The sequence below is a fragment of the Streptomyces sp. NPDC007205 genome (assembly GCF_040634095.1).
In the GTDB taxonomy this organism is placed as follows: Bacteria; Actinomycetota; Actinomycetes; order Streptomycetales; family Streptomycetaceae; genus Streptomyces.
This window is the reverse complement of record NZ_JBEYEW010000007.1, coordinates 310,966-326,480: the sequence shown is the minus strand read 5'-3', so window position 1 is coordinate 326,480 and position 15,515 is coordinate 310,966. Positions and strand designations below refer to the sequence as shown.

The window sequence follows — 15,515 nt, the reverse complement described above, 5'->3', positions numbered from 1 at the left end:
GTGCGGTGAAGATTCGACACCTCCACCACACACGGGGGCCTTCGCCACGATCAAGACCGGCCCACGTTAACAACGCTCGTGATCAATACACCTAGCCGCCGTACGAAATCCCACCCGGCACACCATCGGCGACCCCTTCGCCGGCCCCGTCCCCATCGCCGTCCCCGTCGCTGTCCCCGTCACCGCCGCCACCCCGATGACCTCCGCCTCCTCCGCGCCCGTCTCCCCCGCTCCCGCGCTCGAGGAGCTGCTTGACGAGCCGTACGAGTTCGGCGGGCTCGAAGGGCTTGGCGAGGAAGGCGTCCACGCCGACGTCGAGACCGGTGTCGACCTCGTACTGCGTGCACGCGCTGATGATGGCGAGGGGCAGATGGTGGGTACGGGGATCGGCACGGAGCCGGGCGGCGGTGCGCAGTCCGTCCAGCCGGGGCATGACGACGTCGAGCGTCACGACATCGGGCCGCACCTGATGCACCACGTCCAGACACTCGGCACCATCGGCCGCGGTCACGACCTCGAGCCCTTCCAGTTCGAGGTTGACCCTGATCAGCTGCCGGATGACCTTGTTGTCGTCCACAACAAGCACCCGACCCGAGGCGCCTGGCACAAGTCGAGAGTAGGTCCGGACCGGCCACCGCGTCCGGGTTTTCCCCACTTCCGCCCCCTACAGGTGACCCGCCCCACCCCACCCGGGAAACGGATTCCTGATCACCCCGCCGGACCTGCTAGTGTTCTACCCGTCGCCGCGAGCGAACAGCTCCGCAGCCGACACGCCCCCGTAGCTCAGGGGATAGAGCAACGGCCTCCGGAGCCGTGTGCGCAGGTTCGAATCCTGCCGGGGGCACCCTGTATGAGGTGCCCAAAGACCCCGTCACCAGCGGAAACGCTGAGGCCGGGGTCTTCGCGTTTGTGCAGCCGTATGCGGCCCGAAGCGGCCGTATGTCGGGGTCTGTGGACTATTCGTGGACAGGATCTTGGAGCGTCCACCCAGGTCAGCCCCCACTTTGGGTGAGGGGGCCGTCACCCGGCATCCGGCCACTGCTCAGGGAGCTCCAGCGGCTCCGGGGCCTCCTGCCGCTCTACTCGTCGCGCGTTCTCACCGCGGAGCGTCGTCAACCACGGCCAGAGATCCGGTAGCGCCTGTGCCGAGCAAGCCAATCGATGCTCGATACGGCACCGCTGGTGTGGGTCCGGCGGACCTACGCCATAGACGGCCACTCGCCCATCTGATAGCTCAATCCACCGATGCTCCGCCGGCACCGTATGGGCCAGCGGATACATGTCCGGCTCCAGCAACACCCAATCCTGCTCAAGCGTCGCCACCCGGTCCTGTGGTAGGCCGCAGTACGGACAGCGGGAGCGACCGCTGTGCAGTCGGCGCGGCTCCTCTTCTTTAGACCCCATACCGTGAGAGTCGACAGCCCGACGGCATATGCGTAGAAGCGAATTGGACGGAACATCTGAGGTGTCCGCTCATTCCTGAGACCAGAAACGACGCGGCAGGTACATCCTGCATCTACTGGCCGCCAGCATGCGGCTGATATACGCCAAAGCCCTCCGCTCGTACAAGCGGAGGGCTTTGGCGTGCCTGCGTGATCACTCGTACTCGCGCAAGAGGTCCTCAATCTTGCGGTTGGCGATTTCCTGCCGCCCGTCGATGCACTTGGCGTAACGGCCCAGCAAGACCTCGACGCTATTGCCCGCGCGCTCGGCGACCTCGGTCGGGTCCACCCCGGAGTTGAGCCAGGTCGACAGCGCCGAGTGCCGAAGGTCGTACGGTCGGGCGGCAAGCGGCGAGGCGACCGCGGCCGGCGGGAGCGCCAGCGCACGGGCCTCCTGCCAGACGCGGTAGTACGTGGACGAGCCGACCACTCCCCCGCGCTCGTTGGTGAACAGCCGCCCGTCCTCGGCGGTGCCGAAGGTGTCGAGGTGCTGCCGGAGGATGGCGACGAGCTGGGGCGGGACCGGTACGAGCCGGACCTCTTCCGCTGGCCGATTCTTCAGGCCACGGTCGTCATGGGTCTCGCCAGAGTCCGTCCACTGCTTGCCGACGCTGGGACGAGTCCGATTCAGCAGGACCGTCCCCCAGCCGACCTCGGGCAGCTTCACGTCCGCACTGGTGAGGCCGACTGCCTCAGCCGGACGCAGGGCGCCGTAATACATGCAGGCAAACAGGCCGACGAGGCGACGGCCACGCGCACGGCCGTACCCACCGACGTACGACACCGCCGTCAGCAGGGAACGAGCCTGCTCAGGATTGGCGACCACCCGGGGGTCCACCTCTCCAGCGACCTTCGGCTTCTTCCAGCGGATGCCCGTGATTGGGTTCTCCTTGAACTCCCCCAGGTCCACCGCGTAGTGGAGCGCGTTGACGAGTGTCCGACGCTTGCGCCGGATGGTCTCCGCGGCTGCCGCCGTCCCGTCGAGCTTCAGCCTGAGCGAGTCCAGGACGGCCCTGCAAATCGCGGCGTCCCCGAGGTCCGAGAGTGGGCGCGACGCCTTGGCCAGCCAGTGCAAAGCGTTCGCGACCTCGGTCGGCAATTCACGCTCGTCCGGACCGGGAAGGACGAAGGCCCAGTTGCGAAGCGTCTTCCTGAGTAGTTCGTCGGACGGCTGCCCCGGACGCTCGTCGAGAAGGGCCATCGTCACGGCGGTCAACGCTTCATTGATTCCGTTGCGCGTGTTCGGGGCCGCGTGCGGCCACTTCATGGCGAGATACTTCAGAGCGAAGGCGTACCAGGTCATCGAGGCCCCCTTCTCGACCATCGATTCCGGCAGCCCCGTCACGGTGTCGAACTCTTCGCCGGCATGAGTAGCGCGGAGCAGCTTGGACCGGTAGTGGTCCGCCAGGCCTTTGGTGCGAAACTGCTCGGAGAAGACCTTTCCGGCGACCATCCATCGGACGTCATAGGACGGATTCTTGGTGTTCCGTTTTCGGACGCCCCACACCTTCGCGTCGAGAGACTTCACGCCGCCGTCTCCAACTGCCGCAGCCAGGTGGTGAAGTCACTCCGCCACACCCGAAGTTCCCCGTTGGGCAACTTGAATGCTGCCGGCCCGTGGCCCAGCTCGCGCCACCGGTAGAATGTGCGCCGAGAAACCCCGCCCAGTTCAGCAAGGATCTGCGGAACGGTCATCAACTCGTCCTTCACATCAGGCTCCTTCTAGTGCGGCGAGTTCTTCACGGGCGATCTCACGGTTGTGCTGGATGTCGCGGCGGATGTTGGCGGCGAGCCAGGATTCGCCGGGGGTGTGGCCGTGACCGGCATAGACCCAGTGAGCGAGGGTCAGGGTGGTTGCCTCTTCCTCGTCGGGATCGGGCAGGCCTAGGGCGGCGCGTTGCTGGGCGGCGCGGTAGTCGGCGCGGACCTGGCGCAGCGCGCCGAGGGTGGTGGAGTAGCGGCGGGACTTGGTGGAGAAGTGGCCGCGGAAGCCGAGCATGTGAGCCCAGTCACGCAACTTCCGGTCGGGGTAGAGCGGGTGGAGGTCGAGGCAGGCGGCGATGAGCCGGGCTGGGTGGTCGGGCACGTCGAGGAGGACCAGGGCTTCTTTATTGCCGATGCGGCGGTCCACGGTGCCGGTGGTCTCGGCGGCCTTGGTGGCGTACTTGGCGACGTAGGAGGCGACCGCCTGTTCGGTGATCTCCTCGCCCTGGCCGAAGGCGCCGATCGGCTGGACGTCGAGCTGGGTGCCCCAGCGCAGGGTGCGTGCGGGTTCGGTACGTGCCGGTTGCTCGGGGTCCGGCTGATACCGGGCCGGAGGGACGTCGACAGCGACGCGGGCGGCGGCGGCGTGGATGGCGTCGGTGAGCAGGTCGAGGGTGGCCCAGGCCGGTGGGGGGCTGTCGGGTCCTTCGGGGCCGTCGAAGCGGATCACGGCGTGGAAGTGGATGGCGCCGCGCTTCTGGTACTCGGCGACCTTACCGAAGGAGACCCGAGACTCTTCGTTCGCGGCTTTCTGGGTGAGCCCGGCCCGCTTGGCGATCTCGCGGCGCAGGTAGATCGTGAAGTAGCGCCAGAGGTCGGAGGCGTGGTTGTTCCACAGCACGGCGCCGGTGTAGTCGTACGTCGCCGGGTCGAGCGGGGTGCCCAGTTCGGGGGCGTCCTCGGCGTGATGGGTGCCGCAGCGGCAGGGCCGGTGGCCAGGCCGGTTGTGAACGGGACCGAACGAGGGCGCGGTGAGGGTGGCGAAGACGCGCGGGTGGTCGCGGATGGTGTGCGGGGTGCCCTTGGCGAGATCGCCGACGAGGCCGGCGCGAATGAGGTGGTAGGTGTCGCCGGCGTAGGTCCAGGCGCAGGACGGGCAGCGGGAGGCCCGCCGATTGCCGCAGGCCACACGGAGGACGCCGCCGGGTTCGGTGTCGGTCGAGTAGGCATGCAGGACGTGGCCGGTGATCGCATCGCGGGTGACGGTGGTGCCCTGCAGGCGGATGGGGTCGGTGCAGCCGCCGGTGCGGCGGATCTGGTCTTGGATGCGGTCGAAGCCGTCGGACGCGGCCAGCCTCAGCACGTCGGCGAGGGTGGCCGGGTCCAGGCCCGCCATGGTGGCGGTATCGGTCACGCGGGAGCTCCCGTCTGTGAGGGGAGCCCGGCCAGGACGCGGGTGCGCCAGGCAAGGGCGTAGTCCAGGCAGTTGGCGCAGTTCTTGTGGGTGTGCCCGGGCAGAGGCGGGCGACGGCGGGCGTGGTAGCTCCATGCCGCGCTGTCGGAGGAGGCCAACAGGTGGCCGACCTTGCCCAGGCCGAGGGTCTTGAAGCCGAAACCGTGGAGGTTGCTGAGGCCGTGAGCAGCGAGGGCGGTGACGATCTCGGCGCCCTCGCGGGTGGACTGGCGGCGGCAGACGGAGCCGAGGCCGACGACCGGTTCCACGGCGAGGTTGACCCCGGCGCGGTCGTACAGGGTCAGGCAGTGCTCGTAATCCGCAACCGTCTTGCCCTGCAGGACGGGGGCGATACGCAGGTCAGGGGCGAGCGAACGCAGTTCGAGGAAGTTCGCGACCGTACGCCGCTGGTGTTCGCGCACGCTGAGGTGGGTGCCGGCAAAGGTGAGCGGGCCTGCCGTTCCGCCGTGGATGATGAGGTCCTCGCACATCCAGTCCTGTGGGGCGGCCCAGTCGTAGGGGCCGACGCACTCCCAGATGCGCCGCAGGTCCTGCACGTACTGGCGTGGGGTGCGGGTCCAGCGGCCGTACCGCTGGAGCTCCGTGAAGCCGCCGGAATCGATCGCGTACCGGCCGAGTGCGGGGTGCAGGTTCGCGGCGCTGGTGAAGTGCTCGGACTTCAGGAACAGCGGCACCTGCGTGAGCCGGACCCAGTGACGCTTGTGGGTGGTCAGGTAGAACCTCACTGTTCCTCCCCCTTCGCCGGGTGGCGGTCGAGCCACTGTTCCGCGCACACCTTGTGGACGGGCTTGCCGCGGTCGGAGCGGAGCGGGGTGGGCTTGGTGCAGATCACGCAGGGCTTGTCGCCGCTGTGGTCGAAGTGCTCGGGTGAGCGCCAGTCGAGGAGGGCCACGGCGGTCACCGCCGGGCCCGGGACAGCGCGGTGGCGGGGGTGGTATGGCCGGTGCCCTTGCAGGTCGGGCAGACCACGGTGAGAGTGGCGCGGGTGCCGTCGGTGTTACGGGCGCCGGTGGCGATCGCGGCGGTGGCGAAGCCGTCGCAGTCACGGCAGACGGACGTGTTCTGGGCGCGCTGAGGCATGATGGGGCTTCCCTTTCGGGTCCGTTGGATCTGGAAGTGGTTGCAGGCGCCGGGGCGGCGGTTCTTTGGCGAGAGAGCCGCCCCGGGGCCGTTCAGCGGCGGCGGTTGCGTGTCCGCGGGATGGGCGGGAGGGAGTCGTAGGACTCCTGGCCGGCGCGGAAGTCGCTGAGGTCGGTGACGTCCTTGTCGTTTCCGACCTGTCGCATGATCCGGTTCATGGCCTTGGTGTCGCGGTGGCGGCGGGCGATGGCGTAATCGCGGCCCAGCTCGACCATTTCGTCGTTGCGGGCGGGCTCCGGGGCGTTGCTCTTGCGGTTGAAGATGCCCATCTCAGTGGCCCTTCTGGTGGTTGACGAGGGAACGCAGGACGACGGCGGTCACGGCGACGGACATGCCGGTGATGGCGACCGCGAGGAGCAGGGAGACCAGGACCGCTCCGACGACGAGGACCACTGCGGTGCCGCCGCCGACGAGGGCGAGGGCGGTGCCCGGCGTGAGGTGGATCGTGGGCCGGTTCGAGACCGGAGCCGGGGCCGGGGCGGGCGCGAGTGGGGCCGGGGCGGGGCTGGCGGCCAGAACCGGGGCCGTCTGCGACGGGACTCCGGCCGGGGGCGGTGCGGTGTGCTGGGGCGGGTACTTAGGGGTGAGCACGATGGGTGTCCTTTCGAAATGGTTCACTGGATGAAGGAGCCGACGACGGGGCCGAGGAAGCTGTGCGCGATGAGGTAGCCGCCGAGGAGGAGCAGGGCCACGAGCCACCACGAGGGGCGGGCGAGCTTGATGCCGAGGTAGGCGACGACGGCCACGGCGAGCCAGAGCGGAACGTCCATGACGGGATCTCCTTGTCAGGCCTTGCAGCGGTGGGTGCGGGCGGCCAGTTCGGCGCCGGCGCGGGTGGAGTAGTCGGCGTCGAAGCCGCAGCCGGGGGCGGTGCAGGCGGCGGTGTGCGTTTCGCGGCCACGGCCGTCGTATGAGGTGGCGACCTGGACGGGGCCGATACGGATCACGTTGCGGAAGCGGCGGTGAGCAGACACGGGCGAACCTCCTTCCCAATCAGGCAAGTTGCAGTTGAGCGGTGATGGCGCGGGTCATGTCGTCGGGCAGGCCGAGGCGGGCCGAGAGCGTGTCCGCGGGCATCGGGGAGCCGGTTGAGGCCTGATGGGCCTCGGTGAGCTTGCGGGCGTGATCCAGCAACGCGGCCGGAACAACCGGGCCGGGAGCCGCGGGTGGCGGGGCAGTCAGTTCGGGAGCAGCAGTGGCGGGTTCGTCGTCGCGCTGCACCTCGACCTGCGGCACCTCCGTCTGCCTGGTGACTGGTTCGGCGGGGGCCGGTTCCGGGCTGGTGGGTGAGTGGACGAGCAGGGTGCCGCCGAGGAAGGCCAGCGCGGGCCAGCCGGCGACGAGGATCCGCAGCCAGGCTGGGACTTGGCCCAGGTCGAGGAGTCCGGCGGTGGCGATGTTCGCGCCGAGGGATGCGCCCAGGGCGATGACGAACCAGGTCCAGGCCGAGTGGTCCCGCCGGGCGGTCCGCAGTCGGCGCCAGGCGGCGACGAGCAGCAGATCGACGGAGACCGGGTAGGCCCAGGCCTTCCACCCGGATTGGCCGGCTGCTTCGGCAAGGTCGTGCAGGTGCGCGAAGGACAACGCCCCGGCGATCACGGCCTGAATCAAGATGGCGTCCGGACGGATCGAGGAACGAGGCATCTACGGGACCTCCCTTCAAGGTGGTCAGTCGGGGGCGTGGCCGGTGCCCAGGCAGGTCACGCACAGGGCCTCCTGTCGGTCGTCACTCAGCCGCTTGCGACGGCCGCCGACCTGGAAGGACTCCGAGGTTTGACCTGCCTGGCAGTCGGGGCAGGGCTTCTTCGCCGGTTGGCGGGTGCTGGTCTTTCGTCGTGCGGCCATGGCGTCCTCCCTCGGGCATGGCTCGGGTAGGGACCTGGCGCGAGGAGCGGTCGCGCCGACCGTGGAACATGGGGGTGTTACTCGGTGACCGGTCGCGGCTTGACCAGCGACGGGACGTCCGCGGGCGCCGCAGCGGGCACGTAGGGGCGGAACGGTTCGAGGAAGGGAAGAGCCGGGATCTGGTGGGCGAAGTCGCGGCAGCTGGCGGCCACTTCGTCACGGGTAATGGCGGGAGTGCGGATCTTCGACCAGCCACCGGAGGCGTCCGCTGCTACAGCGGTTCCAGGGCGTTCCATCGGGATCAGGCTCGCGGCCGGCACGGCGTCCGGGGCGACGTCTCCGAGTCCCATTTCGGCGGTCTGCTTGTCGTTGACGCGGTGCACGACCCGGCCAGTGAGCTGGGCACGCAACATGGTGGCGCCCTTGCCTAGATCGGAGCCGAAGCGCTGCCCGCAGATCTCCAGGTAGATCCCGACCGCACGGGCCATCTGTCCCAGCCGGATCAGCGCGGTCACGATCCGCTCGCGACGCTCCTCATCCTTGCGAGAGGAGATCAGGAACAGTTCGGCGACCTCGTCTACCAAGACCACCACGGGCACCGGCCGCCTGGCGGCAGGCAGGTCCCAGATGTCCGAGGCCCCGAGCCTGCTGAGCAGGTCGAAGCGATCTTCCATCTCAGCGACCAGTACGCCGAGCAGCGAGGCAGCATCATCAGCGTTGGTCACCAGCGCTGACAGGCGCGGCGCGTAGGCGGACTGCTCGACCCCGCGCTTACAGTCGATGCCGACCAGGCCGACCGGCAGTTGAGCCAGGCCCTTGATCAGGTTCCGCTGGTACATCGACTTGCCGGAGCCGTTCGCGCCCAGCGTGAGCGCCATCGGTGCCTTGCGGTAGTCCCGCTCGAACGCGGTCCCGTCCTCACACAGGGCGACCGGCACGACCATGCCGTGGGGTGCGGCCTTGCGCGGCATGCGTACTCGGCGCAGCACGTCATAGCCGGTCATCCGTAGCTCGATGAAGCCCGGTTTTGTCTCAACCACGGTCACCGCGTGAGCGCCCCAGGCGTGACGGAGCCGCTCCGAGGATGCGGCCACATCGGCAGGTTCCAAGCCTGCCGGGAGACGTAAGGTCACCCGCAGCCCGGTCGACGTAACCCGCACCCGGCGGACCTTCGGCGGGACCGGCTGCACCTCACGCCGGGCGACATTGCGCGTCATGAACGCCCGCAGACCCGACGGCTGCACCGTCAGCCCGCACACATCCATCGTGGACCGGTAGGAGAACCCGAACCGGGCCAGCGAGGCCGGCAGACCGACCAGTGCCCAGTACGCACGAGGCGCCCGCACCTTCGCATAGCCGACACCGCCTACCGCGGATAAGCCGGCCGTGGCCTCCAGCCACATCGTCGCGTCGGCCATGGTCAGGCCATCGCGGTGATCGCGACCGCGCGGAACGAGATGCCGTGGCGCTTCTGACCGTTGAACTCGTTCTCCCAGTCACGGGCCTTGAGGCCGACGACTCGCACCGGCATGCCCGGCGCCAGACCCTCCGGGTAACCCGTCTCCGGGATGGTGACCTGGTAGAGGTTTCCCTCCCCGTCATCGGAGACCAGCAGGCCCACCGTCGACAGGGCCGCGCCGGTCTCCCGGTCCAGGGCCCGCTCACCGGTCTTCGCGTTGGCCAGCTTCGGTGTCGGCGCAGTCGCCACGAACACCACGGCGGTCTGAAGGTCGATCTTGAACGACGGCATGGATGTACTCCTCGCTGAGGCGGCAGGGAGTGGATTCGTCCTCCCTAGGGAGATTGAAGCAAAGCTCCCTAGGGAGGTCAAGCGTGTTTGATGAAGCGGTCTGCACCGTGGGGACGCAGAGGCAGCAAAAAGGCCCACCGAGGTGGGCCTTTGCGTGTAAACGTTTTTTGCGACTCGTCAGCTACCGAAGCTGTACCGCAGTGCATAAGCGCCGGCATCCAGTAGCATCCTGTTGATCTCAACGGCCTTGCCTTCTGCGGTGTACGCAGTCCGGCAGATCTCCATCACGGGCGTGCCGGGAAGGACGGCCAAGGCTGAGGATTCGTCGGAGCTGGGCATCCGGGCGCGCAGGTCCTCAGTGAAGTGCACCGGTTCCGCCCCTAGCTCGGCAAGACGGGCGTAGGTCCCACCCGGCCCCGAGTCTGGTTCGGCGATGAGTGAGTCGCGCACCAGCTCGGCCGGCAGGTACGAGACCGCCATTTGTACGGGCTCACCGTCCACCAGGAACCGACGGCTACGCACAATGATCCGGCCTTCGTCTCCGAGGTCGAGGGCGCGCGCCACCCATCGAGGGGCATCGTCCTCGTAGACCTCCAGGTCGGCGACAGTCATGGGTCGCTCACCAACATCGGCCGCCCAGATCGACTTACCCGCCGCCCACTGCTTCCGCGAGAGGCGCTTCGTAGCATCCCGCAAGATCGGCTTGAACTCTCGGACGTACGTTCCAGAGCCGGGGCGCGAGACCGCGACACCCTCTGCCACCAGCAGTTTTAGCGCACCACTCGCTGTCATCTTGGCTACGCCGTAGTCCCTGACGAGCGCGGGTTCCCCAGGCAGTCGAGCACCAGGCCCGAACTCGCCGTCATCGATCCGTGCCCGCAGGTCGTCGGCGATCTGCCGCGCCGTTTCGGGCATCGATCAGCCTCCAGGTCCCTAGGGTGGTTTCACGGTAGCGTGCACAGCTCCCGTGCGCTAACTCTGTGTCTCCCGCGAGGCGATCATCAGGCCCGGATGGATCGAACTGTTACAGGTTTCTCTACCTCATCAAGGCACCCGGCTGCGCTCGCGCTCCGCCGGGCGCGCTTCCCGGCTCCGCTGCGGGCGCCGCTCCTGCCTCCGGCCCGCTCCGCCCGCGCTGCGCCGACGCGCGCCCACGTGTGGACAGGGCCGACGGCCATGAGTCGATCACCGCATATCGCGGCCCCGGTCAGAACAATGCCTCCGGCGGGGGATCGGCCGGCACCGGGATGGAGGGGGCGCCGTCGCCGACTGCGGGTCCGATGGGGCGTGCGCGGGGAGCTCCCATCCCGTCCACCGTCGACCCAGGCAAAGCCGAGCAGACGCGGCCCATGGCGTCCAGGTCGTTCGTACAGTGGCGCGCTCCACCTGGACGCCATGGACCACGCCCGCTCCACGGTGTGTGGGTCGACGGCGGACGGGATGGGAGCTGAGGGGTAAAGGTGGGAGGCCAGTGACACCCGAGGAGCCACAGATGTGCGGTACCGCCGCGCTAGGGTGTATGCACCACTGTAAGGAGGGTGGCGGACCAACATGACGAACGATCCAAGTCCTCAGTCGCCCAACTGGCATGCAAACGAGCATCGACATTTCACTCCAAGGATTTCTGCGGCCCAGGAGTCGCAAGAAGAAGCTATGCAGGAGGTGTCGGAAACACTGTTGAACATTGAGCAGGCCATTAGGCGGGCAGAACGTGGGGTACGCCAGGCCACAAAGCTCCGGGAACTTGAAGCAGCTGACGCCCTAAAGCGCGCCCAGAGTGAACTGCAAGCGGTGAGGCAGGCACTATTTCAGCGCGCCTATTTCTCAGACGATCAGGCAAAGCTCTTTTAGCCCGTTAAGTCGCCGTCACTGACAAAGGATTAGCCAACCTTGACGACAGAAACTGCCAACAACAGGAAGATTCTAAGCGGCGCAGAGATCCAGGAAAATCTGCGCAAGTTCGTTAAACGTTGGCGCGACTTTGACGGCACCGAAAGGGCTGAAGCTCAGACGTTTATTAATGAGCTGTTCCTTTGCTACGGCAGTGACCGCCGGGATACCGGCGCCCTGTTTGAAGACTCGCGAACCGCCGATGGCATCATGGACCTGCACTGGCCCGGTAAGCTAATCATTGAGATGAAGCGGCCAGATCAGGCGGATCGCCTGGAGAATCACCGCGAGCAGGCGCTTAATTATTGGCAAACGTCAGCCGACGTCTTGACAGAGCGACCGGCACCTCAGTACGTAATTCTCTGCGCTTTCCAGAAATTTGAAGTTTGGGAGCCTGGTAAATACCCAAACGCTCCTCGCGCCACGTTCTCTCTAGCGGAACTGCCGGATAAGTACGAATCACTTCTCTATCTGACAGACTCGGGCGACGAAGCACTCTTTATACTCGGCGACCGCGAGCTGACCGGCAAGGCGGCTGACACGCTAGGAGCACTATACAAGCACCTGCTAAGGCGAAACGCGGCCCCTCCCGAAACAGCGCAGAGATTCGTCCTTCAACTCCTTTGGTGCCTCTTTGCAGAGGATCTGGGCCTTCTGGATGGAAAGCCGGTACAAAAGATAGTTAATGAGCTTTCGAGGAATCCCGAGCGTTCTTCGTTGGAGCTCTTTGGAACCCTATTCGAGGTCCTGAACGATCCGGAGGACTACAACCGTAAAGGTATCTATAGCGGAACAAGATACGTCAACGGGCAACTTTTTGCGAAACCGGCAAAGCTGCACATTGAACCAGAAGAACTCAGCCTGGTGCGCGAAGCTTCCTCATATCACTGGCGCAGCGTTGACCCAACGATCTTTGGTTCCCTCATGGAGAGCTGCTTTAGCGACTCTCAACGACACGACCTCGGCGCGCACTATACTCACGAGGTCGACATTATGAAAATTGTTCGGCCTACAATCATTGACCCCTGGAGGGACAGGATTGCGGCGGCCCGAACTCCTGCCGATGCGTTCCAGGTCCTGATTGACCTGTGCGGGTTCAAGGTACTAGATCCCGCATGCGGTTGCGGAAACTTCCTCTACGTGGCCTATCGAGAACTTCGAGCGCTTGAGGCCGATGCTAAAGAAAAAGTACGCCAACTCGCCAAGAGCACCGGACTGCCGCTGCCGGAGGCACCGTGGCCATACTTCCCATTGCGTAACCTCCACGGCCTCGAGCTTGAGCCTGTTTCTGTTCTCATCACTAGGGTCACCCTGTGGATGGGCCATAAGCAGATGACGGATAAGTACGGTCCAGCTGAGCCAGTTTTGCCACTGGAAGACCTTTCAACGATTCGACAGGGCGACGCTCTGTCTCTCCCGTGGCCCGACACAGACTGCATCATCGGCAACCCGCCGTTTCTTGGTTCTCAGTACATCCGTAGAGCTAAGGGAGACGCATACGCCGAGTGGCTCAAGAAGGCATTCGGCATCGGCGTTAAAGACTACTGCGTTTATTGGTTCCGTAAGACCCATGACCGTCTGCGCCCAGGGCAACGAGCAGGCCTCGTCGGAACAAACTCCATCTCGCAGAATCGCGGCAGAAAAGAGAGCCTCGATTACATCGCCGCTTCTAGTGGTGTAATCACCGATGCCGTGTCCACTCAGAAGTGGCCAGGCGAGGCAAAGGTGCATGTCTCCATCGTGAACTGGGTGAAGCGCCCTTCAGCACAACCCACAAATTACTCTCTGGACGGAGTGAGCGTAGCTGCAATCACAAGCGAGCTTAAGACTCCCGAAGCCTCGAGTCTTGGCGCTAAACCCTTGGCAGCGAACAAGCGACATTGCTTCCAAGGTGTGATTCCGGTCGGCGAGGGGTTTATCCTTACCGAAGAAGAGGCGCAGTCTCTACTTCGCCGCCGGGACGCGGACTATACACAGGTTGTGCGTCCGTATCTGATCGGTGATGACATTGCAGATGACATCTCACATGGACCACGTCGTTGGATTATTGACTTCAACACGATGCCACTCGAGCAGGCCATGAAGTACTCTGCCTGCATCAACATCGTGCGCGATCGAGTGAAAGCCAGCCGGGACTCGAATCCGCGGAAAGCGCGACGAGAGCAATGGTGGCTTTTCGGGGAAAAGGCCGTTGGCATGCGAGCCAGCCTTCAAGGATTGTCCCGTTACGTAGCTTGCGCTCACCTTGGTAAACGGCTCCTACTTGCATGGCAGAATCCTGAAACTTGCCCCAGCAATTTGGTCTTCGTCTTCCCGTTTGAAGATGACTACGCGATGGGCATTCTCATGTCCAGAGCCCATGGTGCATGGGCTTTCGGTAAGTCATCTTTTAAGGGAGACCTTCGATATACTCCGACCTCCACTTTTGATCCATTCCCGTGGCCGGCCGCCGTAACCGCCGAGAATCGCGCGCAAGTAGCTGAAGCAAGTAAGCAATTGGTGGAACGTCGCAGCCTCGTGTGCCGCGAAGAAGGTATCGGTCTCACCGACCTGTACAATCGCGTGGAAGACGGGGCCCATAGCGATATTCGCGCCCTGCACGAGGTGCTAGATAGAGCGGTCTTCACGGCATACGGATGGAAAGATGCCAAGCTGAGTGACTCCGAGATCGTCCAGCGATTGCTTCAGATGAATATGGACATCACTGCGGGCAGAATCCCATATGATCCGTTCGAATCCGCGTCTGGGAGCACGGTTCGTCTCTTCTGACTAGTTGGCAGCCAACAGCGCCAGCACTAGACATCAAGCCTTGGCTTCGTGGACTATCCGTGGACTTACCCCAGCCGACCGGGCGTCTACGAAGCCTTGACCAGGAGTGATGCCCTAACGGCAATGGGCCTCCGGAGCCGTGTGCGCAGGTTCGAATCCTGCCGGGGGCACTCGCCGGTCAGAGACCCAAAACCACGGTCTGACCAGGGCGGATGCCGACAGAAAAGGGCGGGAGTCAGTCTCACTGACTCCCGCCCTTTCTCACTGTCGATCACGGTTCGTGTGTGAGGAGCGTGTGAGAGGGCCGACGGCACTCACGTGCCGTGCCCACGACTCGGCACCGCTGAAGTACCCAGGAAGCACCGAACGGCATATTCGGAGGCGCCGCGTACCACCCGGTTGCCAGAATGGCCGCCATGGCACGACGGCAAGCCCCCGCATACGCCTGGCCCGATCACTTGGTTCGTCCGCAAACGGGACAGCGGCTCGTCTATCTAGATCTCAATCACTGGATCAGCCTGGCCAAGGCGGCCACCGGCCACCCCACCGGAGCTCAGTACGCCCCGGCCCTCGCTGCGGTACGAGGGGCAGTCGCCTCCGGCGGGTACGTCTTTCCACTGTCCCTGACCCACTACATGGAGATGGTAGGGATCCAAGATCCCCGCCAGCGCGGTGACATCGCCGATGTGATGGAAGAGGTCTCCGGGTTTTCGACACTTCTCAGCCGCACTGCCATCATGCGCCTGGAGATTGAGGCGGCACTGGACCGTGTCTTCGCTACCACATCGCCGCACGTAGCGGACGTCAACCTGCTGGGACATGGCATCGGTCACGCGATGGGCCAACGCGGCGGCCTGTACATCCGGTCAGAATCTGGTGACGTCACGCAAGAGGCGCGCGCTAAATGGCCGGGTGGCCCGGCAGCCTTCGACGCATTCCTTGCGAGTGCACGTCGGCAGCTTGAACGCGGCGTGTTGCGGGGCCCTACCGACGCCGAGGTGCCAGACCTGCAAGCAAGAGGGTGGGATCCGACTGCCGCACGGGCTATCGCTGAACAGCGCGCGGAATCAGAGCGCCAGCAGGCCAAGCGACTGGATCAGAACCCGGAATGGCGCAACCGCCTGCGCGACATAGTGCAGGCACGGTACTTGACGCTCGAAGTCATCAACTTCCTCAACCAGGCACTTATCGGTCGGGCCAGAGACATCAACGACGTCTTTACCGACAAAGAGTCAGGCAGAGCGTTCACGGAGTGCATGCCGAGCGCAGATGTCCATGTCGCCCTCGTGGAGGCGGCTCACCGTAACCGCGACAAGTCTTGGGAGCCGAACGACATATTCGATGTTGACGCATTGAGCATCGCAGTGCCGTACTGCGACCTGGTCGTCACTGAACGCCACGCCTGTCATGTCATTCGTACAGCGCGCCTTCCGCAGGGGATGCAAACCGAGGTAGTACCTAGGCTGAGCGATCTGACAGAGTGGCTGGATAGGCAGTGAGT

The 15,515-nt window shown here is 65.3% G+C and carries 20 protein-coding genes and 1 tRNA gene; 4 read left to right on the top strand and 17 right to left on the bottom strand.

Going from position 1 to position 15,515, the window contains the following annotated elements:
* Positions 1 to 91 precede the first annotated feature (91 nt).
* A complete protein-coding gene (locus ABZ624_RS15690; RefSeq protein ID WP_360087795.1) occupies positions 92 to 607 on the bottom strand; it encodes a response regulator in 516 nt (171 codons plus the stop codon).
* A 165-nt stretch (positions 608 to 772) separates the two neighbouring features.
* On the opposite strand from ABZ624_RS15690, the gene ABZ624_RS15685 reads away from it, so the two are divergent.
* A tRNA-Arg gene (locus tag ABZ624_RS15685) sits at positions 773 to 844 on the top strand.
* A 176-nt stretch (positions 845 to 1,020) separates the two neighbouring features.
* Here ABZ624_RS15685 and ABZ624_RS15680 read toward each other — a convergent pair.
* The 16 genes from ABZ624_RS15680 to ABZ624_RS15605 all read right to left on the bottom strand — a co-directional run bounded on the left by ABZ624_RS15680 (position 1,021) and on the right by ABZ624_RS15605 (position 10,270).
* Entirely contained in the window at positions 1,021 to 1,404 is a 384-nt protein-coding gene (locus ABZ624_RS15680) for a DUF6083 domain-containing protein (RefSeq protein ID WP_360087792.1), read from the bottom strand.
* Positions 1,405 to 1,596: 192 nt separating this feature from the next.
* Positions 1,597 to 2,970 carry a tyrosine-type recombinase/integrase gene (locus tag ABZ624_RS15675; protein WP_360087789.1) on the bottom strand — a complete coding sequence of 458 codons (1,374 nt, stop codon included), beginning with the start codon at positions 2,968 to 2,970 and terminating at the stop codon, positions 1,597 to 1,599.
* Positions 2,967 to 3,137, bottom strand: a complete 171-nt coding sequence (locus ABZ624_RS15670; RefSeq protein WP_360087848.1) for a helix-turn-helix domain-containing protein — start codon at positions 3,135 to 3,137, stop codon at positions 2,967 to 2,969. Before ABZ624_RS15670 ends, ABZ624_RS15675 begins: the two co-directional genes overlap by 4 nt.
* A 16-nt stretch (positions 3,138 to 3,153) precedes the next feature.
* The gene (gene repSA, locus ABZ624_RS15665; protein ID WP_360087786.1) at positions 3,154 to 4,560 is read right to left on the bottom strand and encodes a replication initiator protein RepSA; all 1,407 of its coding nucleotides are present in this window, start codon (positions 4,558 to 4,560) and stop codon (positions 3,154 to 3,156) included.
* Positions 4,557 to 5,345: a hypothetical protein gene (locus ABZ624_RS15660; protein ID WP_360087783.1), complete on the bottom strand. Its 789-nt coding sequence runs from the start codon at positions 5,343 to 5,345 to the stop codon at positions 4,557 to 4,559. Before ABZ624_RS15660 ends, repSA begins: the two co-directional genes overlap by 4 nt.
* A complete protein-coding gene (locus ABZ624_RS15655) occupies positions 5,342 to 5,512 on the bottom strand; it encodes a hypothetical protein (protein WP_360087780.1) in 171 nt (56 codons plus the stop codon). Before ABZ624_RS15655 ends, ABZ624_RS15660 begins: the two co-directional genes overlap by 4 nt.
* 5 nt (positions 5,513 to 5,517) lie before the next feature.
* Entirely contained in the window at positions 5,518 to 5,700 is a 183-nt protein-coding gene (locus ABZ624_RS15650; protein ID WP_360087777.1) for a hypothetical protein, read from the bottom strand.
* Between the two features lie 92 nt (positions 5,701 to 5,792).
* Positions 5,793 to 6,029, bottom strand: coding sequence for a hypothetical protein (locus ABZ624_RS15645; RefSeq protein ID WP_360087774.1), 237 nt, complete (start codon positions 6,027 to 6,029; stop codon positions 5,793 to 5,795).
* Between the two features lies 1 nt (position 6,030).
* The gene (locus ABZ624_RS15640) at positions 6,031 to 6,276 is read right to left on the bottom strand and encodes a SpdD protein (protein ID WP_360087845.1); all 246 of its coding nucleotides are present in this window, start codon (positions 6,274 to 6,276) and stop codon (positions 6,031 to 6,033) included.
* Between the two features lie 98 nt (positions 6,277 to 6,374).
* The gene (locus tag ABZ624_RS15635; RefSeq protein ID WP_360087771.1) at positions 6,375 to 6,530 is read right to left on the bottom strand and encodes a hypothetical protein; all 156 of its coding nucleotides are present in this window, start codon (positions 6,528 to 6,530) and stop codon (positions 6,375 to 6,377) included.
* Between the two features lie 15 nt (positions 6,531 to 6,545).
* Positions 6,546 to 6,734 (bottom strand): mobile element transfer protein, encoded by a 189-nt coding sequence (locus ABZ624_RS15630; RefSeq protein ID WP_360087768.1) that lies wholly within the window; start codon positions 6,732 to 6,734, stop codon positions 6,546 to 6,548.
* A gap of 19 nt (positions 6,735 to 6,753) precedes the next feature.
* The gene (locus ABZ624_RS15625) at positions 6,754 to 7,404 is read right to left on the bottom strand and encodes a DUF2637 domain-containing protein (RefSeq protein WP_360087765.1); all 651 of its coding nucleotides are present in this window, start codon (positions 7,402 to 7,404) and stop codon (positions 6,754 to 6,756) included.
* A 24-nt stretch (positions 7,405 to 7,428) separates the two neighbouring features.
* Positions 7,429 to 7,605 carry a hypothetical protein gene (locus ABZ624_RS15620; protein ID WP_360087762.1) on the bottom strand — a complete coding sequence of 59 codons (177 nt, stop codon included), beginning with the start codon at positions 7,603 to 7,605 and terminating at the stop codon, positions 7,429 to 7,431.
* A 77-nt stretch (positions 7,606 to 7,682) separates the two neighbouring features.
* Complete coding sequence (locus ABZ624_RS15615; protein ID WP_360087759.1) at positions 7,683 to 9,023, bottom strand: FtsK/SpoIIIE domain-containing protein; 1,341 nt, start codon at positions 9,021 to 9,023, stop codon at positions 7,683 to 7,685.
* A gap of 2 nt (positions 9,024 to 9,025) precedes the next feature.
* Positions 9,026 to 9,355, bottom strand: a complete 330-nt coding sequence (locus tag ABZ624_RS15610) for a hypothetical protein (protein WP_360087756.1) — start codon at positions 9,353 to 9,355, stop codon at positions 9,026 to 9,028.
* A gap of 177 nt (positions 9,356 to 9,532) precedes the next feature.
* The gene (locus ABZ624_RS15605; RefSeq protein WP_360087753.1) at positions 9,533 to 10,270 is read right to left on the bottom strand and encodes a GntR family transcriptional regulator; all 738 of its coding nucleotides are present in this window, start codon (positions 10,268 to 10,270) and stop codon (positions 9,533 to 9,535) included.
* A 636-nt stretch (positions 10,271 to 10,906) separates the two neighbouring features.
* Between ABZ624_RS15605 and ABZ624_RS15600 the strand changes: the two genes are divergently transcribed.
* The 3 genes from ABZ624_RS15600 (at position 10,907) to ABZ624_RS15590 (ending at position 15,513) form a co-directional block, all read left to right on the top strand.
* Positions 10,907 to 11,206: a hypothetical protein gene (locus ABZ624_RS15600; RefSeq protein WP_360087750.1), complete on the top strand. Its 300-nt coding sequence runs from the start codon at positions 10,907 to 10,909 to the stop codon at positions 11,204 to 11,206.
* A gap of 39 nt (positions 11,207 to 11,245) precedes the next feature.
* Positions 11,246 to 14,014, top strand: coding sequence for a DNA methyltransferase (locus ABZ624_RS15595; RefSeq protein ID WP_360087747.1), 2,769 nt, complete (start codon positions 11,246 to 11,248; stop codon positions 14,012 to 14,014).
* 416 nt (positions 14,015 to 14,430) lie between these two features.
* Complete coding sequence (locus ABZ624_RS15590) at positions 14,431 to 15,513, top strand: hypothetical protein (RefSeq protein WP_360087744.1); 1,083 nt, start codon at positions 14,431 to 14,433, stop codon at positions 15,511 to 15,513.
* Positions 15,514 to 15,515 lie beyond the last annotated feature (2 nt).